18 protein-coding genes are annotated in these 18810 nt (G+C 67.5%); 9 read left to right on the top strand and 9 right to left on the bottom strand.

Features of this window, described 5'->3' with window-relative positions; all coding sequences use genetic code 11:
- Window positions 1-875: 875 nt before the first annotated feature.
- From ACIA49_RS12215 to ACIA49_RS12180, 8 genes are all read right to left on the bottom strand, one after another.
- Complete coding sequence (locus tag ACIA49_RS12215; RefSeq protein WP_396377163.1) at window positions 876-3083, bottom strand: discoidin domain-containing protein; 2208 nt, start codon at window positions 3081-3083, stop codon at window positions 876-878.
- Window positions 3084-3150: 67 nt separating this feature from the next.
- Complete coding sequence (locus ACIA49_RS12210; protein ID WP_396377162.1) at window positions 3151-3720, bottom strand: NADPH-dependent FMN reductase; 570 nt, start codon at window positions 3718-3720, stop codon at window positions 3151-3153.
- A gap of 119 nt (window positions 3721-3839) precedes the next feature.
- Window positions 3840-4346 (bottom strand): MarR family winged helix-turn-helix transcriptional regulator, encoded by a 507-nt coding sequence (locus ACIA49_RS12205; RefSeq protein WP_396377161.1) that lies wholly within the window; start codon window positions 4344-4346, stop codon window positions 3840-3842.
- A gap of 46 nt (window positions 4347-4392) precedes the next feature.
- Window positions 4393-5181 carry a copper resistance D family protein gene (locus ACIA49_RS12200; RefSeq protein ID WP_396377160.1) on the bottom strand — a complete coding sequence of 263 codons (789 nt, stop codon included), beginning with the start codon at window positions 5179-5181 and terminating at the stop codon, window positions 4393-4395.
- Window positions 5182-5669: 488 nt separating this feature from the next.
- Window positions 5670-6185 carry a copper resistance protein CopC gene (locus ACIA49_RS12195; protein WP_396377159.1) on the bottom strand — a complete coding sequence of 172 codons (516 nt, stop codon included), beginning with the start codon at window positions 6183-6185 and terminating at the stop codon, window positions 5670-5672.
- Window positions 6186-6187: 2 nt separating this feature from the next.
- Window positions 6188-6874, bottom strand: a complete 687-nt coding sequence (locus ACIA49_RS12190; protein ID WP_396377158.1) for a YcnI family protein — start codon at window positions 6872-6874, stop codon at window positions 6188-6190.
- Window positions 6875-6934: 60 nt separating this feature from the next.
- Window positions 6935-7471, bottom strand: coding sequence for a hypothetical protein (locus tag ACIA49_RS12185; RefSeq protein ID WP_396377157.1), 537 nt, complete (start codon window positions 7469-7471; stop codon window positions 6935-6937).
- A gap of 60 nt (window positions 7472-7531) precedes the next feature.
- On the bottom strand, window positions 7532-8365 hold the full coding sequence (locus tag ACIA49_RS12180) for an alpha/beta fold hydrolase (RefSeq protein ID WP_396377156.1): 834 nt from the start codon (window positions 8363-8365) through the stop codon (window positions 7532-7534).
- A gap of 78 nt (window positions 8366-8443) precedes the next feature.
- Between ACIA49_RS12180 and ACIA49_RS12175 the strand changes: the two genes are divergently transcribed.
- Both ACIA49_RS12175 and ACIA49_RS12170 read left to right on the top strand, forming a co-directional pair.
- On the top strand, window positions 8444-8977 hold the full coding sequence (locus tag ACIA49_RS12175; protein ID WP_396377155.1) for a SigE family RNA polymerase sigma factor: 534 nt from the start codon (window positions 8444-8446) through the stop codon (window positions 8975-8977).
- Complete coding sequence (locus ACIA49_RS12170; protein ID WP_396377154.1) at window positions 8974-9711, top strand: hypothetical protein; 738 nt, start codon at window positions 8974-8976, stop codon at window positions 9709-9711. The genes ACIA49_RS12175 and ACIA49_RS12170 overlap by 4 nt, the downstream gene beginning before the upstream one ends.
- Here the strand turns inward: ACIA49_RS12170 and ACIA49_RS12165 are convergent.
- The gene (locus tag ACIA49_RS12165) at window positions 9692-10513 is read right to left on the bottom strand and encodes a TrmH family RNA methyltransferase (protein ID WP_396377153.1); all 822 of its coding nucleotides are present in this window, start codon (window positions 10511-10513) and stop codon (window positions 9692-9694) included. The genes ACIA49_RS12170 and ACIA49_RS12165 overlap by 20 nt on opposite strands.
- A gap of 70 nt (window positions 10514-10583) precedes the next feature.
- On the opposite strand from ACIA49_RS12165, the gene ACIA49_RS12160 reads away from it, so the two are divergent.
- The 7 genes from ACIA49_RS12160 (at window position 10584) to ACIA49_RS12130 (ending at window position 18797) form a co-directional block, all read left to right on the top strand.
- Entirely contained in the window at window positions 10584-11426 is an 843-nt protein-coding gene (locus ACIA49_RS12160) for an ROK family protein (RefSeq protein ID WP_396377152.1), read from the top strand.
- Between the two features lie 31 nt (window positions 11427-11457).
- Window positions 11458-12129, top strand: coding sequence for a pentapeptide repeat-containing protein (locus tag ACIA49_RS12155; protein ID WP_396377151.1), 672 nt, complete (start codon window positions 11458-11460; stop codon window positions 12127-12129).
- Window positions 12130-12227: 98 nt separating this feature from the next.
- Window positions 12228-14444, top strand: a complete 2217-nt coding sequence (locus ACIA49_RS12150; RefSeq protein ID WP_396377150.1) for an NADP-dependent isocitrate dehydrogenase — start codon at window positions 12228-12230, stop codon at window positions 14442-14444.
- Window positions 14445-14565: 121 nt separating this feature from the next.
- Window positions 14566-15879: an MFS transporter gene (locus tag ACIA49_RS12145; RefSeq protein ID WP_396377149.1), complete on the top strand. Its 1314-nt coding sequence runs from the start codon at window positions 14566-14568 to the stop codon at window positions 15877-15879.
- A 4-nt stretch (window positions 15880-15883) separates the two neighbouring features.
- The gene (locus ACIA49_RS12140; protein ID WP_391548900.1) at window positions 15884-16537 is read left to right on the top strand and encodes a response regulator transcription factor; all 654 of its coding nucleotides are present in this window, start codon (window positions 15884-15886) and stop codon (window positions 16535-16537) included.
- Window positions 16534-17898, top strand: coding sequence for an ATP-binding protein (locus ACIA49_RS12135; protein ID WP_396377148.1), 1365 nt, complete (start codon window positions 16534-16536; stop codon window positions 17896-17898). Before ACIA49_RS12140 ends, ACIA49_RS12135 begins: the two co-directional genes overlap by 4 nt.
- Window positions 17892-18797: a TAXI family TRAP transporter solute-binding subunit gene (locus ACIA49_RS12130; RefSeq protein ID WP_396377147.1), complete on the top strand. Its 906-nt coding sequence runs from the start codon at window positions 17892-17894 to the stop codon at window positions 18795-18797. Before ACIA49_RS12135 ends, ACIA49_RS12130 begins: the two co-directional genes overlap by 7 nt.
- Window positions 18798-18810: the final 13 nt, after the last annotated feature.

Genomic DNA, 18810 nt, shown 5'->3' with positions numbered 1-18810 from the left:
AACCGCCGCCCCACCAAACCCCTACCCTCGACCTAACACACGCACTGTCCGACATGTCCCTTCACCGACTGTCCGACATCTCCCTTCACAGCACAAACCCAAACCGACAGGCAATGCTCCCCACCTCCCCCGGCAATCACCCGTCCAGCGGCATCGGCAAGCAACCAACCGGAGCCGACGGGCAGAACCACTCACCCAGTCCGCACCGCCGCCCAACCCCACCCCCAACGTCCGAACGACCGGAGGGCCCGCCTCCGGATCTTCGGACGTTAAAGAGGTGCCGCGCATAACGTCCGAACGACCGGAGAGCCCGCCTCCGGATCTTCGGACGTTAACGAGGTGCCGCACATAACGTCCGAACGACCGGAGGGCCCGTCTCCGGGTTTTCGGACGTTAACGAGGTGCCGCGCATAACGTCCGAAGGACCGGAGGGCCCGTCTCCGGGTTTTCGGACGTTAGGTGGCCGCGGACCCCAGGCAACGTGCACGCGAACGCGACCCGCGGCACCGACCGCAACCGAAGCCCGTCAGCCACAGACGACGGCCAACGCGATCGCCAACCGAACCATCCCCCTCAACCCCGCGCCCACCTCAGCCACCCGCCACTGTAAATCGGCCGCAGCGGCGACCAGCCACCACGTACGTAACCGGCCGGTCCGGTGCGGCGAAGTAGCCGCCACCCCAAACCCAGCCCCACGCCTACCACCCACTACCCGTGAATCGGCCGCAGCGGCGACCAGCCACCGCGTACGTACCCGGCCGGTCCGGTGCGGCGAAGTAGCTGCCACCCCAATCCCACGCCCACCACCCGTCAATCGGCCGCAGCGGCGGGCAACCAGCGCGTTCGTGACCGGCCGGTTCAGTGCGGCGACGGGGCTACTGGACGGACAACACCTTGAAGCCGTACGCCGGCAGTTGGACCTGGTACGTCGTACCGGTGATCGGCGGGCCTGATTGGGACTCGACGAGGTCCGTCGGGGTCTGGGGGACCGCGATCCCGGTCCCGGTCAGATCGACCGACACCGTCTGCGGGGTGCCCTGGAAGTTGAGCAGCACCAGCGCCTTCGCCGTACCGGATTTGTTCAGCCGCTTGTACGCGTAGAACTTGTGGTCGTCGTTCGTCGGGATCCGGACGCGCAGGCCGAGCGGCGCCAGCGCCGGAGAGGCGTTCTGGGCGCGCATCAGTTTGTCCAGGGTGGCGCGTTGGGCGGCCGGCAAGTTCGGGATCTCTTGCTCGTCGGGGAGGATCGTGTAGTAGTCGTTGTGCAGGTAGAAGAGTGTGCCCATCGAGGTGAGCATCGCGATCTCCAGCAGGCGGCGGTCGACCGGGTAGTTGGTGCGGCCCCAGTTCGGGGCGGTCTGGGTGATGCCGCCGGCGTTCACCATCAGGTCGCGGTAGTTCTTCAGGGTGTTCTCGAGACCGCTCGGATCACCGGAGTCGATCGCCGACAGGATCGCGCTCGAACCCTGGCCCGGCGGGACCGCCCACTGCGTGATGTCGTAGTCCTGCAGGCTGTTGTAGTGCCAGTCGTAGATGAACTCCGGCGCCCGCACACCTTCGCCGTTCATGAAGGCGTCGTAGTTGCGCAGCACGTCGGTGATCGCATAGTTGTTCTTGGCAACAGTTGTGGTGTGGTAGACGTTCGGCGCATCGAGCGCGATCCCGTCGACGCCCTTGTCCATCCAGAACCTCAGAACCTTGCGCGCCTCATCCAGCCAGGTCTGGCTCGAGTAGTTGAACGACGGCGCCTTCGCGTCCCAAGTCCCCCAGTAGTAGCCCTGGGCGCGCGCACTGTAATGCCACAGCTCCGGATACTCCCCCGGCTGCTTGCGGATGTCGAACCACGACCGCTCAAGACTCTGTACGCCGTTCCGGAAGTCGTCCTGCGCCTTCTGGAAGTACGGCGAGTTGATCGACGCGTACCCGGGATTCGTGAAGATCGTGACCTTGAGATCGCGTGCATGGGCGGCCGCGATCAGCTCCTCGAAGTCTTGCATGGTGCCGATCTCGGGATCGATCGTGTAAAGGTTCATTACCGGTAGGCCGGCCCACAGGTCGCGATCGCCGTCGTTCACCGGGGAGAGTTCGATCGCTCGGAAGCCGCGCGCTTTGAGCGTATCGAGCTGGGCGGTGATCGTGTCGAGGCGAAGGTTCTGCCAGATCGGGTAGTACCGCATCACCCCCGAGCGGCTCTCCCACCACTTCGTCGTCACGGGTTCACCGGAGCCGAAGACCTTGAGCTCCTGACTGCATGCCCAATGGCCGGCGCCACTACTGAGCACAGTCAGCTTGATGTAGCGATAGGTGCCGCTGACGTCCTGCCCGAAGACGCGACCGGTTTCGTCCTTGTCCATCAGGGTTTGCCAGCTGCTCTTGTCCCGCGAACCCTCGATCCGGAACTTCCAGTGATCGTTGTCGACGAACGACTGCTCGATCCGGCTGACCGCGATATCGTTGCCCAGGTCAAGCATCAGCCACTGCGGCATGCTCGACGTCTCCGCACCCCAGTACGACGCTGGGTCGCCGTCGACCGCCTTGAACGGTTCGTAACCGGGGCCGAGCGAGGAAGAGGTGGCCGAGACCCCACGCGCCAGGTTCCGCGGCTCATCGTCGTACCCGTTGATGACGAACTCGGCGCTGCCGGCCCAGTAGCCGGCGGCCGAGCCGGTGATCGTGAGTCGTACGTACCGATAGGTGCCGGCCACAGGCTGCGTGAACACCTGACCGCGGGCGCCGGACCGCCGATCCAGCAGGGCGGTCCAGCCGGCCCCGTCGACGCTCCCCTCGATCAGGAACGAGTGCGTGTCGACGTCCTTGAAGTTCTGCTCGACCGAGGTCAGCTGCCGGGCGCGGCCGAGGTCGACCCGCAACCACTTCGGCTTGGCACCGTTGGAGGCGGCCCAATACGTCGAGCTGTTGCCGTCGATCGCCTTACCTGGCTCGAACTTGGTGAGGCTGTCACTCGCGGTGGCCGTCGCTCCGACCGCGAGATTGCGGACCGTCGCCACGACACCTCCCGCGGGGACCACCAGAGCCGACGTACCGATGAAACCTGCCAGAACCAGGGCGGCGATTCTGCGCATGAGCACTCCCTCCGTGCCCCTTCACGGTCCCACACGCCCTGGTTCGCAGCATTCAATTCAATGCAGATCAAACCCCGGCGGGGGTGCGGACCGTGGCGAGGGCGTTGGACCAGCTGATGACCTGGTCGAGGGTGGCGTCGAGGGCCGGCTCCTGGTGCGGGAGTGGGGTGAACTTCGAGTAGTTCTCGAAGTCGGTGGCCAGCGGGAGGGTGACCTGGGCGCGAACCGTGGCGACCTTGAGCTCGGCCATCACCAGGCGCAGGTGCTCGACCGCGCGGGCGCCGCCGACGGAGCCGTAGCTGACGAAGCCGGCGGCCTTGTCGTTCCACTCCGCGAAGAGGAAGTCGATCGCGTTCTTGAGCGCGCCGGAGGTGGAGTGGTTGTACTCCGGGGTGACGAAGACGAAGCCGTCGAACGAGGCGATCTTCTCGGCCCAGGCCAAGGTGTGCGGCTGGGTGTACTGCCCCATCGCGGGCGGGATGGCCTCGTCGAGGTGCGGCAGCTGGTACTCGGCGATGTCGACCAGCTCGAACTCGGCGTCGCTGCGCTGCTTGGCGCGGTCCAGGACCCAGTGGGCGACGGCTTCGCCGTTCCGGCCCGGGCGGGTGCTGCCGAGGATGATCGCGATCTTGGGCATGAGGTGTTCCTTCACAGGGGATCGGTATCTTTTGGTGACGCATCACCAAAATACTCGGATGAGATGACATGTCAACTCGTCTGTGACGGAGCTCTCCCCGGCGGCGAAGGCTGAGGGGGTTATTCGGTGCAGTCGACGGCGGGGTCGTCACACTCGGCGGCCGGACAGGCCGCGGAGGGGATTCCGCCGAGAACGCGCTCGAAGAGGATGGTGAGCTGCTGCTGCTCTGCCGCGCTGAGGTGGTCGAAGAAGTACGTGCGGACGGCATCGACATGGTCGGGGGCGGCCGCTTCGACAGCCTTGCGGCCGAGGTCGGTCAGTCGGACCATCGAGCCACGGGCGTCGGCGGCGCAGTCCTCGCGGGCGACGAGTCCACGCTTCTCCATCCGGCTGACCTGGTGCGACAGCCGGCTCCGCTCCCACCCGACCGAACGGCCGAGATCGCGGGTCCGCAGCACGCCGTCCTCGGCGGTGGACAGCGGGTGCAGCAGTGCGTAATCGGCTCCGGACAGACCGGAGTTGCTGATCAGCCGAGCCTCGAGGGCCCTGGTCAACTCACGCTGCGTGTCACGGTACGCCTGCCACAGATGCGCTTCGCGCGCGTCCAGCCAGCGTGGTTCCGTCATGAGGCCATTGTACGGACATCTGTTGACATATCACCGACTCCGCGCGCTATGGGGTTCGCGACAGGGCGACCGCGAGACCGACCGTGGCTGCCATGATCACCAGTTCTCCGGCCGCCAAACGCCGGAAGGCGGCTGGGTCGCCGGTGACGAGCTTCGGCAGGGTCGCTTGGCGGTGCCGGTAGCCGATGACCACCAGTACGGCGAACGCGACCGCCTTGGCGAACACGAGAGCGCCGTACGGGGTCGTCACCCACTGCGTGATCAGGCCCCAGCCGCCGTCGCGCCCGTCGAGGTGGATCTCGGCGGTGATCAGGCCGGTGAGGCCGATCGCGATCGCGCAGCCGAGGGCGAGAGCGCTGAAGCGTTCGACGGCGATGCGGTCGCGGGCATAACGCAGTACGCCGAGGAGGCCGCCGATCCACGCGGTTGCCGCGAAGACGTGGATGACCAGGGAGGCGGTCGCGGTGATCGACCAGAAGTTCGGGCGCTCGATCGCTTGGTGACCGGTGAGGAGTGGAGGGATCAACGCGAGCGCGGCCAATCCGGTCGCGATCCGTGCGCCGCGGGCGGTACGGACGCCGCTCAACACGACAGCCAGTACGGCGGTCAGGACGACGGTGACCGCGAGCGCTCGCACCTGAGTCAGCTCACCGGCAATCGACGCATGCTCGGCCAAGTGTGACAACGGGATCCCGAGGATGACGGCCGCCGAGGTGATCAGCCCGGCGACACTCGCCAGCGCCCAAACCCCCGCCGCGATCGCAGCATCCTGAGCCGCCCGCAAACCACTTGCCGGAAGCAACCACCCGGCCACGAGCAACCCGCCCCCGACCACAATCGCTCCCCCATCAGCAATCAGCCTAAGCACCGGAACCGCCCAGGACAAAGGCAATCCAGCCCCGATCAACCCGTCAGGCTGACGTTGCGGCGCTCCTCCCCCAACCACCAAAGCCACCACCAGTACGACGACCGCCGCAATCCCTCCGGCGACCAACCTTCCGCCGGCACCACGCGATGGCGCCCGCACCGTCTCTCCGTCCAAAGGCACATGTGTAGGAGGGGTCGTCGCAGAAGCCTGCTCACCGGGCTGAGGTGACGTGGTAGGCCCGGCGGGCTGGCGCGAGGTGGTGGGCTCGGAGAGCGTGGCCGGCTGAGGTGACGTGGCGGGCTCGGAGAGCGTGGCCGGCTGAGGTGGCGTGGTGGGCTCGGAGGGCGTGGCGGGCTGGTGCGAGTGGTGGTCGTCGGGTGCTCCCGCCCGCACCGCCTCTCCGCCCAGACGCACGTCGCGAGTCTCCTCACCAGGTTGAGGTTCTATGGGGATGTTCATTTGGTGGTGGGGCGGCGGCGGACGATGACTATGGCGAGGGCTACGACGACGAGCATGATCAGGAACATGGCGACGATCGTGACGATGTTGGAGTTCTCGGCCGGTTGGGGGGTGGTGGGGTCGACGGGGGGTGCGCCGGGGGCGTGGCCGGCGTGGGTGATGGTGAAGGCGCTGGTGACGGTGATGGGGTGGCCGTCGGCGGAGACGATGCGGGCTTCTACTTGGTAGCGGCCGGTTTCGATCATGGCGCCGACGGGTTGGGTGACGGTGTTGTCGAGGACCTGGGGGTTGCCGGTGGCAACGTTGACGCCGGCCGGAGACTTCACCTGGATCTGGGTGCCGTTGCTGCCCACGGGTTCGTTGAAGGTCAGGACGACCTTGCTGGGTGGGGCGGGCATGGTGGAACCGTCGGCGGGAGTCATCGACTCGAGTTTGGCGTGTGCCGCCGCCGGCCCGGTGGTGAGCACCAGGGCCAGCAGCGACACGACGACGAGAGCAAGAAGGCGACGCACGATTACGACTGCACCTTCGCAGCCGGCTTGCGGAGGCCGAGGCCCAGACCGATCAGGCCGAGCAGCAGACCGGCACCACCGAGAATGCGGGCCAGCGGATCGGATGAGTCCTTGTCCTCATTGGTGGTTGCAGCGACCGGGACGATCGCGGCGGCCAGCTTCAGAGTAGGAGCAGGGTGCTCCGGCTCCTCACCACCGGAGGCCGGCGGAGCCGCGTCCCACTTGACGACCTCGCCGTCGCTGTAGGTCTGGACGGCCGGGAAGCTGAGCGAATCCACCTTGTCCGGCAACCGCCCGACCGACAGTGCGAACTCGTCGAAATCGTTCGCCGGAATCCCGCCCTTCAAGGCGGTCCACGTCACCGAGGTGATTGCCTCGGACAGGGTGACATCGCCGACCTTCACCGGGGCGGCGAGTTTCTCGGTGGTCTTCTCGACCTTCCAGCCGTCCTTGACCTGCGCACCGACGTGCGCGAACGGAGTGTCCTTGGGCAGCGAGACGACGAGCTTGGTGGTCAACGTGTCGTCGGACTCGGTCGGCACCCGGAAGATGAGCTTCGCGTACCCACCGGGCTTGGCGTCGGGCGAAGACACGGTGACATGGGCGGAGGCGGAGCCGGCCGCACCGGCCAGCACGAGCGTGGACGCGGCGGCAATCGCGCCGGCTCGCAGGAAGAGCTTCTTGGACATGACAGTGAGAACCTTTCGCGGTCACACGGGATGAACCCGACCGCGATGCGACGCGGCCGGTCAGAGCAGCACTGGGCCCACTCCCACGACCGGCGGTCCCCGCCTCGACACGTTCGATCCGACCCACCGCCGGACGATCCGCGGCGCAGCCTCACCAGCAACCAGTACGGCGCTCAGCGGCCGAACGACCGTGATCGACGGCACCACCGGCCACAACCGCGCGAGGATCCCGGCGACCCGCCGGCCCCACTCATGCGCACGCCCAACCGCCAGCACCCCAAGCCCCAGCGCGGCCAAGTGCGTGAACGTCATCAGCACACTGGGGCCCACCCCGGATGACATCGCCATCGAGTGATCAGCGTGCGCCGCATCGAGCGTCACGTGCACGAACAGCTGCACACCGGCCAGCACAAACACGACGAGCACTGGCTCATCCGCCAGGTACTCACCGAGCAACCAGCAGACGCCCATCAGCCCGAGCAACGGCGCGACCAGCGCCAGCGGAACCGGACCGCCACCCGCCAGCACATGCCCGACTGCCGCGACGACGACGCTCAGCGCCGCGACCGCGGACGTCGTACCGGCTTCCGCGCGCACGTGTCCTCCTCACTGGCCTATCGAAACAACTCTACGATTCAGCCAGAGATGCGGTTCCCCTCAGTGCGTGGCGGCGAATTTCAGCACCGCGTCGCGGAAGACCTCCGGCTCCTCGATGTGACCGAAGTGACCGCTCTGCTCCAGTACGACGAGCTCCGCGCCGGGGATCCCCGCGGCCAGTTCACGCGCCGAGTTCAGTGGGCAGATGAAGTCCGCGACCCCGACGATCACCAGCGTCGGTACGGCGATCTCGCCCAACCGCGGGCGGACGTCCCACTGGTCGCCCTGGCGGTTCGGATCGACGGTGAGGTCGACCAGCTTCTTCCACTCGGTGATCGACGGGTCGATCGCCTCGAAGTCCTTGAAGTAGACCGGAAGCAGCCGCCCGAGCATCTCGAGCTCCTCGTCATGCCCTTCCGGTGACGAGTTCCAGGCCGCCAGCACCCCGGCGGCCAGCGGATCACCTTCCGGCCGGGCGGCGACGTACTTCTCGAGGTTGGCGAACGCCTGCGCGCCGAGCTCCGGCCCGTTGTACGCCATCGAGTCGTAGACGATCACCCCACGCAGCCGGTCCGGGAAGTCCAGCGCGGTCTGCAGCGCGACGAACCCGCCGTGCGAATGCCCGAGCACGAACACCTTCGGTTCCCCGAGGTGCTCGGCCAGCTTGTCGACGAAGGAGGCGTAGACCTCCATCGAGTAGTCGCCACCCGGCAGGAGATCGGAGCTCCCGGTCCCGACCGGCTCGATGTACACCATCGTCAGCTGGTCCTCGAGCCACGGCATCCGCAGGTACGGCCAGTGGATCCCAGGTCCGCCCGAATGGGCAATACAGACTGGTCCAGACCCGAAAACGTGGTAACTGACCCGCACGCCGTCGACCATGAAATGAGCCACGAAAGAAAGTGTGCCGCATCGTGCAACCGGTGAGTGCGGCCACCACGTTCAGAGCTGTGTGGGTGGGGAGACCTGGGGATGAAACCAACCGATGAACAGGATTACGTCGATTTCGTGACCCACCAGGCTAACGCTCTGTGCCGAACCTCTTACCTACTGTGTGGGGATTGGCGACGAGCCGAGGACGCGACCCAGGAAGCACTGATCCGGTTGTACCGGATCTGGAGCCGGATCCAGCGCAAGGGCAGCGTCGGCGCCTACGCCCGCAAGGTGGTCGTCTCAACCACCATGGACGGTCTGCGGCGCAAATCCAGTCAGGAGGTGGTCGGTGGTGAAACCTACTTCGCGGGTGAACCGGACAGCGCCGACCCGCTCGCCGTACTGGAGGACCGGCTCGTGATCACCCAGGCCCTCGCCGCCCTCCCGGCACGCCAGCGTGCGTGCGTCGTCCTGCGGTACTTCGACGAACTGTCCGTCGAAGAGACCGCCCTGGCCCTCGACTGTCGTCCCGGAACAGTCAAGAGCCAGACCATGCGTGCACTGGAAAAGCTGCGCGCCAATCCCGCCCTGGCCCATTTCTCCGAACTCGCCGGGGTTGGGAGGCAGACATGACCCGTGAGCTCAAGACGCTGTTGGACCAGGTGAGCGATCGCCCCGACCACTACTTCACGCCCGATCCGGCCGCGATCCTGGCCGCCGGCCGCCGGCGTAGCCGCGTCCGCAAGCTCACCGCCGGTACGACGGTGCTGACCGCGCTCGTCGTACTGGTGGCCGGCGCGATCCTGGTCCTGCCGAAGCAGCGGGACACCCCGGTCGCCGGTCTGCCGACGCGATCGCAGGACGCCTACAAGCAGTGCGACACGTCCGCCGGCCGGCGGCTGGGCAAGGTCTCGTGGACCTGGCCCGAGATCGTCACGCTGATCGACGCCAACGGCTCTGCGTCCTTGCGCCGCGACCCGGCCGACCCGGACCAGGTCGCCTTCTGCGTGACGCAGCCGAAGCAGCCGACCGGCGAGCTCGCGCTCGCTCAGCACAACGGGATCGTCGTCCGGGTGACCCCGGTCGACAAGAAGAGCAGCGTGGTCACGGTGTTCGGCCGGAGCTATGGTGAGGACGGCCGGACCGTCCTGGTTGCCGTCGGCAACGACAGCCGCAGCGCGCTCCCGATGAACCTCCACAACCTCGACATCGCCGCTGCGAAGGGCACCGCCAGTGAGGCCAAGGTCGTCGGGACGTACTGGGCCGTCCGGGTGGTCCAACCGGCACCGTGGCCCGGCGACAAGCCCCAGGTCACCACCGCCGGATTCGCCCCGAACGGCTACCGGATCAGCTTCGGCCAGTGGTGACGCGTCGTTGGCGGACTGCCTCGTAGACGGTGATGGCTGCGCTGACCCCGACGTTGAGTGAGTCGACGCGGCCGTACATCGGGAGCTTGGCGGTCCGGTCCGCGCCGGTCAGCAACTCGTCCGAGAGTCCCTCATGCTCGGCCCCGACCAGGATCGCGGTCGGTCCGGACAGGTCCAGATCGGTGACGTAGTCGGTCGCGGCAGGCGTGGTCGCCACCATCGACAGCTCGTTGGACCGCGCCCAGGCGAGGAATTCCGCCGTACTGGCTGAGGCGACCGGGACCGAGAACAAGGCCCCTTTGCTCGCCCGGATGATGTTGGGATTGCCCCAGTCGGTGACGGGGTCGACCGAGACGACGGCCGTCGCTCCGGCGGCGTCCGCGGTCCGCAGGATCGAACCGAGGTTGCCCGGCTTCTCCACACTTCCGCAGACGATGACGAGCGGGTTCGGGCCCAGCTCGAGATCCTCGAGGGCAGACTCGACTCCCGGCGCGAGCGCGAGCCAACCATCAGGGCCGGTGCGGTAGGCAGCCTTCTCGAAGGCGGGCTGGCTGAGGTGGAAGACCGGCGCGATCGCGGCCAGCCGGGCCGCGAGGTCGAGCGGGTCGTCCTCGATCAGGGCCGGGCAGAGGTAGACCTCGTGCGGTACGACGCCGGCGGCGACCGCGTGGCTGAGTTCGTCGTACCCCTCGATCAGGCAGACGTCCTCGGCATCCCTGGTACGACGGCGCCGCAGCGCGACGAGATGCTTGACCCGCGCGTTCGTCACGCTCGTGATGACGTCCGGGGCAGCTGTACTCACGGCGCGCATTCTACGCTCCACGCCGTGGTGCTGATCGCGTCAGACATCCGATGTCATGGATGATGTCGGCATGCATGTGCCGGTTCTGGAGGTCGGGGGAAGTCACGTCACGGCGGCAGTGGTCGCGCCGGACGGGTGGCGGGTCGAGGTGGTGAAGCGGATCGATCTGGCGTCGCAGCAGGCGGCCGAAGCGGTGGTCCAGCAACTCGCCGACGCCGCCCGGAAGCTGCCGACTGTCGAGGGGCTGGCGATCGCGATTCCCGGGCCGTTCGACTACGCCACCGGCGTCGGCTGGTACCAGGGTCAGACCAAGTTCGACGCACTCTACGGATACCCGCTCGGCGAGGCATTGCGCACCGAGCTCGGCCTCGCCCGGCTCGTCTTCGTGAACGACGCCGAGGCCTTCGCAGTCGGTGAGTGGACCGCTGGGCTGACGCGCGACGTCGAGCGCTCCGTCGGCGTCACCGTCGGAACCGGCATCGGTACGGCGTTCCTCGCCGACGGTCACGTGGTTCGTGAGGGCGGAACCGTGCCGCCGGGCGGTGAGCTCTACCTGACCGAGTACGACGGTCGCCCGCTGGAGGACTCGATCTCCGGCCGGGCCTTGCTGCAGCGGTACTTCGCTCGGACCGGCTCGGACGAGCCCGGGATCGGCGTGAAGGAGATCGCCGACCGCGCCCGCAGCGGTGAGCGAGCCGCATCCGAGTCCCTCCGCGCCGGATTCGCCGTACTCGCTGAGGCTCTGACTCCCTGGATCGACCGCTTCCAAGTCACCCGCACAGTCCTCGGCGGCTCCATCTCCGGTGCCTTCGACCTCGTCCACGACGTCTTCCCCTTCGAGGTGGTCGCCACCCCCGACACCGAGCACGCCGCCCTCATCGGCGCCGCCGCCCACTCCCTCCGCACCGTCTGAACCTGTCGGTGGGTGGGGCTACGGTCCTCCCATGGTTTCCCGGAAGATCGCCGTACCTCGGCTTCGTGCTCAGTTGGACTCCGTGCTGCCCGAGGAGATCGAGGACGAGACGCGGCTGCTCGATCTGGCGCTCGGCGAGGTGGATCTGAGCGATCTGGAGGCTGAGCACCTGGAGATCAGCGGGTGCCGGCTGACGCGGAGCAAGCTGGCCGGGTCGGACCTGGAGAAGCTGATCCTGGTCGACACCGAGCTGCTGAACTGCGATGTGGCCAATGCCCGGTGGTCCGACGCGGCGGTCACCCGGGTGGCGATCGTCTCGTCGCGGATGACCGGGTTCGCCGGGCCGGGGATCAGCCTGCAGCACACGACCGTGCAGGACAGCCTGCTCGACTACGCGTCGTTCCGGTTCGCGAAGTTCCAGAAGGTCGAGTTCGCGGACTGCCGGCTGCAGAACGCGGACTTCGTCTCGGCGGATCTGTCCGGGGCGGTCTTGCGGCGGTGTGATCTGAGCGGGGCGGAGTTCTCCCAGGTCAAGGCCGCCGGCGCGCTCTTCGTGGACTGCACCTGGGACGGGACGAAGGGCCTGTCCGCCCTGACCGGCGCCACCGTGGCCGCCTCCTCCCCCATCGACACCCTGACTTTCGCCACCGCGGTCACCCAGGCCGCCGGAATCAAGCTCACCCACCCAGACGAGCTGTGCTAGTTAGCTGACCCCCAACCCGCCCAACCACGGTCAGCAGGCAGAGTGAGCCTCCCCACGTGACGCCGGGCCCGGCCTAGGCGCCTACTAAGGTGGGGCCTGTGACTGACTCGACGATCATCTACACCCACACCGACGAGGCGCCCGCATTGGCGACGTACTCGTTCCTTCCCGTGATCCAGGCGTACGCCGGGCAGGCCGGTGTCGGGGTCGAGACCCGCGACATCTCGCTGGCGGGCCGGATCATCGCGCTGTTCGGTGAGTACCTGAAGGAGGACCAGCGGATCCCCGACGCGCTGGCCGAGCTCGGGGAACTGGCCAAGACGCCGGAAGCCAACATCATCAAGCTGCCGAACGTCTCCGCCTCGATCCCGCAGCTGAAGGCCGCGGTCGCCGAACTGCAGGCCCAGGGCTACGCGCTGCCGGACTACCCGGACGAGCCGAAGACCGACGAGGAGCGGGAGATCCAGGCCCGCTACGACAAGGTCAAGGGTTCGGCCGTCAACCCGGTGCTGCGCGAGGGTAACTCGGACCGCCGCGCCCCTGCTTCGGTGAAGAACTACGCCAAGACGCACCCGCACCGGATGGGCGCCTGGAGCTCGGACTCCAAGACCAACGTCGCCACGATGGGCGAGAACGACTTCCGCTCCACCGAGAAGTCCACGGTGATCGAGGCCGACGGCGCGCTGCGGATCGAGCACGTCGCCGCCGACGGCACGACGACCGTGCTGCGCGAAACCGTTCCGGTGCTCGCCGGTGAGGTAGTGGACTCCTCGGTCATGCACGTGGCCGCGCTGCGCGAGTTCCTGACCGCCAAGGTCGCCCAGGCGAAGACGGACGACGTCCTGTTCTCGCTGCATCTGAAGGCCACGATGATGAAGGTCTCCGACCCGATCGTCTTCGGCCACGCGGTCCGCGCCTTCTTCCCGAAGACCTTCAGCCAGTACGGCGAGACGCTGGCCAAGGCCGGTCTCAGCCCGAACGACGGTCTCGGCGGCATCCTCGCCGGGCTGGCCAACCTGCCCGAGGGTGACGCGATCAAGGCGTCCTTCGACGCGGAGCTCGCTGACGGCCCGAAGCTCGCGATGGTCGACTCGGATAAGGGCATCACCAACCTGCACGTGCCGTCCGACGTGATCGTGGACGCCTCGATGCCGGCCATGATCCGCAGCTCGGGCCACATGTGGGGCCCGGACGGCGCAGAGGCCGACACCCTCGCCGTACTGCCGGACAGCAGCTACGCGGGCATCTACCAGGTCGTCCTGGACGACTGCCGTGAGCACGGCGCGTTCGACCCGGCCACCATGGGCTCGGTGCCGAACGTCGGCCTGATGGCCCAGAAGGCCGAGGAGTACGGCTCGCACGACAAGACCTTCGAGGTCGCCGCCGCGGGCGTCGTCCGCCTGGTCGACGGCGAGGGCACCGTCGTACTGGAGCAGGACGTCGAGGTCGGGGACATCTTCCGCGCCTGCCAGACCAAGGACGACCCGATCCGCGACTGGGTGAAGCTGGCCGTGACCCGGGCCCGGGCGACCGGCGACCCGGCCGTGTTCTGGCTGGACGAGACCCGCGCGCACGACGCTCAGATCATCGACAAGGTCAACCGGTACCTGACCGAGCACGACACCGAGGGCCTGGACCTGAAGATCCTGGCGCCGGTGGAGGCGATCAAGCTGTCGCTGGAGCGGATCCGCCGCGGCGAGAACACCATCTCGGTGACCGGCAACGTGCTGCGTGACTACCTGACCGACCTGTTCCCGATCCTCGAGCTGGGCACCAGCGCGAAGATGCTGTCCGTCGTACCGCTGATGGCCGGCGGCGGTCTGTTCGAGACCGGCGCGGGCGGTTCGGCGCCGAAGCACGTGCAGCAGCTGGTCAAGGAGAACTACCTGCGTTGGGACAGCCTGGGCGAGTTCTTCGCGCTGGCCGCGAGCTTCGAGCACCTGGCCCAGGCGACCGGCAACGCCAAGGCGCAGATCCTCGCCGACACCCTCGACCGGGCCACCGCGACCTTCCTGAACGAGGACAAGTCGCCGACCCGTCGCGTCGGCGGCATCGACAACCGCGGCAGCCACTTCTTCCTGTCCCTGTACTGGGCGCAGGAGCTGGCCCAGCAGACCGACGACACCGAGCTCGCGGCGGAGTTCACCAAGCTGGCCGAGGCGCTCGACGCCAACCAGCAGACGATCGTCGACGAGCTGATCGCGGTCCAGGGGTCGCCGGTCGACCTCGGCGGCTACTACCAGCCGGACCCGGCCAAGGCGGCCGCGATCATGCGCCCGTCGAAGACCTGGAACGACGCGCTGACCGCCATCTGAAGACCTTCCCCGCCCCACCGCCCCGATCTTGATTAAGGCGCGTTAAGGATGCCGTGAGTGTGGTTGCCGCCACTTTCTCCGACCCGGAGAGTGGCGGCAACTCACGTTCGGAGGAGGCATCGTGGAAACACGACGGGTCGTCAGCAATATCTTCAAAGGTTCACTCGGCAATCTGGTCGAGTGGTACGACTGGTACGTCTACACGGCGTTCGCGCTGTACTTCGCCCCGGTGTTCTTCCCCAAGGGCGATGCGACCAGCCAGCTCCTGAACACCGCCGGGGTGTTCGCGGTCGGGTTCCTGATGCGGCCGGTGGGCAGCTTCCTGCTCGGCCGGTACGCCGATCGGCACGGCCGGCGGGCCGCGCTCACGCTCTCGGTCACGCTGATGGCGACGGGCTCACTGGTGATTGCCTGTACGCCGGGTTACGCCACCATCGGGATCGCCGCGCCCCTGCTGCTGGTGACAGCACGGTTGCTGCAGGGTCTGTCCGTCGGTGGTGAGTACGGGACCTCCGCGACGTACATGTCGGAGGTCGCGACCGAGAGCCGGCGCGGGTTCTTCTCCAGCTTCCAGTACGTGACGCTGGCATCCGGTCAGCTGGTGGCGCTCGCCGTACAGATCGTGTTGCAGCAGACGCTGTCGAAGGACGACCTGGCGACCTGGGGCTGGCGGATCCCGTTCGTGATCGGCGCCGTGGCGGCGGTCATCGTGTTCTGGCTGCGGCGCTCGATGGACGAGTCCGCGGAGTTCGAGGCGCAGCCGAAGAACCGCCGGTTCCAGCAGGGCTCGCTACGTGAGCTGGCCCGGCACCCGCGTGCGGTGCTCACGGTGGTCGGACTGACGCTCGGTGGCACGGTCGCGTTCTACACGTTCACGACGTACCTGCAGAAGTTCATGGTGAACACGACCGGCCTGGAGAAGTCGCAGGTCACCTGGATCAACTTCTTCGCCCTGCTGATCTTCGTGCTGCTGCAACCGGTCGGCGGTCTGCTGTCGGACAAGATCGGGCGGCGGCCACTGCTGATCTTCTTCGGCGTCGGTACGACGCTGCTCACCGTGCCCATCCTGACCGCCCTGGAGGATGCGACCCCGGTGACGGCGTTCCTGCTGATGCTGGCCGGACTCGTGATCGTCAGCGGGTACACCTCGATCAACGCGATCGTGAAGGCCGAGCTGTTCCCGACGGCGATCCGCGCACTCGGCGTCGGCATGCCGTACGGCGTCACGGTGGCGATCTTCGGCGGTACGGCGGAGTACGTCGCGCTGTGGCTCAAGAACGCCGGCCACGAGTCCTCGTTCTACTACTACGTCGCCGGCTGTGCGCTGATCAGCCTGATCGTCTACCTGACCATGACCGAGACCCGCGGTCGCATGCAGGCGCAACACTCCAGCGCGCGCCCGGTGAGCCGACCGCGGACGCCAACGGCACAATGACCCAATGCGCACACTCATCGCCGAGGACGACGAGGCACTAGGTCGGTCCCTCCAGGATGTGCTGAGCGCCAACGGTCACCAGGTCACGCTCGTCAGCCGCGGCGAAGACGTCCTGCTCCGGCACGCCGAGGCCCAGGTCATCCTGCTCGACCTGGGCCTGCCGGACATCGACGGTCTGGAGGTCCTGCGCAAGCTCCGCCGGGTCGACGACGTGGTGGTGATCGTGCTGACCGCCCGTGACGACGAACGCTCGGTGGTTCTTGCGCTGCGGCTCGGCGCGGACGATTACCTGACCAAGCCGGTCCGGCTGGCCGAACTGCTGGCCCGGATCGAGGCCTCGGCTCGCCGGTACCGACGGTCGGCGCCGGACGGTACGACGTACGAGGCAGGCGGGCTGCGGATCGACTTCGGGCTGCGGTCGGTGACACTCGACGGTTCGGAGATCCACCTGACGCCGATCGAGTTCGACGTCCTCGCCGCGCTGGCTCGCCGGGCCGGTACGGCGGTGAGCCGGGAAGCGATCCAGGACGAGGTGTGGGGCGATGCGTTCGTCACCAAGTCGAAGGCGCTGGACGTCCATCTGCATCAGTTGCGCGGGAAGCTCGGGCGGCCGGTGATCACCACGATCCGGCGGTTCGGCTATCGGCTCGAACCATGAGAGCCCGGTTGATGGGCGTCCTCGCGGTCGTCTCGTTCGTCCTGCTCGCGGCGCTGGTGATTCCGTTCCTGGACTCGGTTTCCGACACTCGGACCCAGGGTTTGCAGCTTGCCCGGAACGCCTCGCTGGATCGGTTTGCGGGGTTGGCCGGGCAGGCTGCGGCCTCCGGCGACTACAGCGGCGTGCAGCTGGAGGCGTCCCGCCACGAGGAGCTGTACGACGAGGCTGTGCTGATCACCAACGCTTCCGGCCAGGTGATGGTGTCCACCGGTGGGATGTCGATGTCGTCGCCGGGGGTGGGCGCGGTCGCGGAGTTGGCCGCCCGGGATCTACCGCAGTTGACGATCGACACTCTGCGGCCTTGGACTGCTGCGCGGACGCTCATCGCGGCACCGGTCGGGTCGCCGCAAGAGTCAGCGGGTGCGGTGGTGCTGGCGGTCGATGCGGGGTCGGCGATTGGCGACGTACGGCGGTCGTGGGCGATCATCTGCGCGGCCGCGGTGGCCGCCCAGTTGTTATTGCTGTTCATGGCGTCCAAGGCCGCGCGCTGGGTGATCCGGCCGGTGGGGCAACTGGAGGACGCGGTCGTGGAGCTGGGGCGATCGGGTGGGTGGAATCAGTCGCTGGAGGCGAGTGGACCGCCTGAGCTGCGGCGGTTGGCGCGGGCGGTTGAGGTGATGGGGGCAACGGTTCAGCGGTCGATCGACGTTCAGCGGCAGATGGTTGCCGACTCCTCCCATCAGCTCCGGAATCCGTTGGCTTCCTTGCGGTTGCGGGTGGATGCACTGGATCCTTCGAGCCCTGGGATCACCCATGTGCAGCATGATCTGACGCGACTGGAGGACGTGCTGGCCGGGTTGCTGAAGCTGGCGGCGATCGAGAGTCGCATCATCGACGGTCTCCGTACGCCGACCACAGCAACCTGTCTGGTGGAGGCCGTTCTGCAGGAGGAGGTGGACACCTGGCAACCGACCGCGGACGGCATCACTCTCGAACTGCACACGGTCCCCGGGCTCGTCGCTTTGGCCGACGAACACGATCTCGGCCAACTGGTCGGCGTCCTCCTCGACAACGCCATCAAGTACGCCGGCCCCGGTGCAACCGTCGTCGTCTCCTCAAACCGGGTCGACGACGGCATCGTCGTACAGATGTCTGACGATGGTCCTGGCATCCCCGCTGCGGACCTGCCCGTCGCAACCCAACGCTTCTGGCGCGGCGGTGTCACCTCGACCTTGGGCACCGGCCTGGGCCTAGCCATCGCCGACCAAACCGCCGTCGCCATCGGTGGCACCCTCACGCTCTCCCCAACCCACCCCCACGGCCTCACCGCCACCCTCCACTTGCCTGAGGCAACATGTTGATCTCTCGCCGGGCGGTTCTGCTGGGAGCTGCGGCGATTCCTCTTACCTCCTGCAATCGGGGGCCGGCGGTCGAGCGGTTGACGATCGCGGCGGGTGAGGTGGGTGGGTTCTATCTGGAGTTCGCGCAGTTGCTGGCGATCCAGCTGCGGGTGGCTGGGGTTGCTCGGGAGGTGGTGGTTCGCGAGACCGGTGGGAGTACGGACAACCTGCGGCTGCTCGCCGCGCGGGAAACCGATCTGGCTCTCAGCCTCACGGATGCCATCCCGTCGGGCCCCGACCTGCGCGCGCTCGGCCGTGTCTACGAGAACTACCTGCAGTGCGTGGTGCGTGCGGACAGCCCGTACAAATCCCTCAACGACCTAGCCGGTACGACGATCTCCGCGGGCGCGGGTGGTTCCGGGGCGGCCGTCACCACGGCTCGGCTGCTCACGGCCGCGCGGGTGAACTGTCAGCAGAACCACCTACCGCTGGAGAAGGCTGCGACCGCGCTGGCGGATCGTCAGGTCGCCGCGATGTTCTGGTCCGGAGGGGTCCCGACCACGACGCTCGACAAGCTCAGTCGCCGGGTCCCGATTCGGCTGCTTCCACTTGGCGCTTGGCTCGCTCCACTTCGCCGTACCTATGGATCTGTCTACCAGGATGTGCTCGTCCCGGCTGGGGTCTACCAGGCGCGCACCGCGGTCGCCGTACTGGGCATCCCCAATCTCCTGCTGTGCCGACCGGACCTGCCGACCGCTGTTGGGCGCGCGGTGACGAATACGTTGGCCCGGCAGGCTCGGCTGCTGGTACCGCCGGCCGCGGTCGGGGCGCAGTACCTCAATCTGCAGTCCCTGGTCGTCACCAACCCAATCCCCTTGCACCCCGGAGCGGCAGCGGAGTATCGGCGGCTGTACGGGTAGACAAATGCGTGGC

This window comes from Kribbella sp. NPDC051587 (genome assembly GCF_044453945.1).
Lineage (GTDB): Bacteria > Actinomycetota > Actinomycetes > Propionibacteriales > Kribbellaceae > Kribbella.
This window is presented reverse-complemented; position numbering and strand designations above follow the sequence as displayed.

What these genes read in the sequence shown, in the direction of transcription:
- ACIA49_RS12215 (WP_396377163.1), bottom strand. Translation starts at nt 3,083, where the DNA reads ATGCGCAGAATCGCCGCCCTGGTTCTGGCAGGTTTCATCGGTACGTCG.
- ACIA49_RS12210 (WP_396377162.1), bottom strand. Translation starts at nt 3,720, where the DNA reads ATGCCCAAGATCGCGATCATCCTCGGCAGCACCCGCCCGGGCCGGAAC.
- ACIA49_RS12205 (WP_396377161.1), bottom strand. Translation starts at nt 4,346, where the DNA reads ATGACGGAACCACGCTGGCTGGACGCGCGCGAAGCGCATCTGTGGCAG.
- ACIA49_RS12190 (WP_396377158.1), bottom strand. Translation starts at nt 6,874, where the DNA reads ATGTCCAAGAAGCTCTTCCTGCGAGCCGGCGCGATTGCCGCCGCGTCC.
- ACIA49_RS12175 (WP_396377155.1), top strand. Translation starts at nt 8,444, where the DNA reads ATGAAACCAACCGATGAACAGGATTACGTCGATTTCGTGACCCACCAG.
- ACIA49_RS12170 (WP_396377154.1), top strand. Translation starts at nt 8,974, where the DNA reads ATGACCCGTGAGCTCAAGACGCTGTTGGACCAGGTGAGCGATCGCCCC.
- ACIA49_RS12160 (WP_396377152.1), top strand. Translation starts at nt 10,584, where the DNA reads ATGCATGTGCCGGTTCTGGAGGTCGGGGGAAGTCACGTCACGGCGGCA.
- ACIA49_RS12155 (WP_396377151.1), top strand. Translation starts at nt 11,458, where the DNA reads ATGGTTTCCCGGAAGATCGCCGTACCTCGGCTTCGTGCTCAGTTGGAC.
- ACIA49_RS12140 (WP_391548900.1), top strand. Translation starts at nt 15,884, where the DNA reads ATGCGCACACTCATCGCCGAGGACGACGAGGCACTAGGTCGGTCCCTC.
- ACIA49_RS12135 (WP_396377148.1), top strand. Translation starts at nt 16,534, where the DNA reads ATGAGAGCCCGGTTGATGGGCGTCCTCGCGGTCGTCTCGTTCGTCCTG.
- ACIA49_RS12130 (WP_396377147.1), top strand. Translation starts at nt 17,892, where the DNA reads ATGTTGATCTCTCGCCGGGCGGTTCTGCTGGGAGCTGCGGCGATTCCT.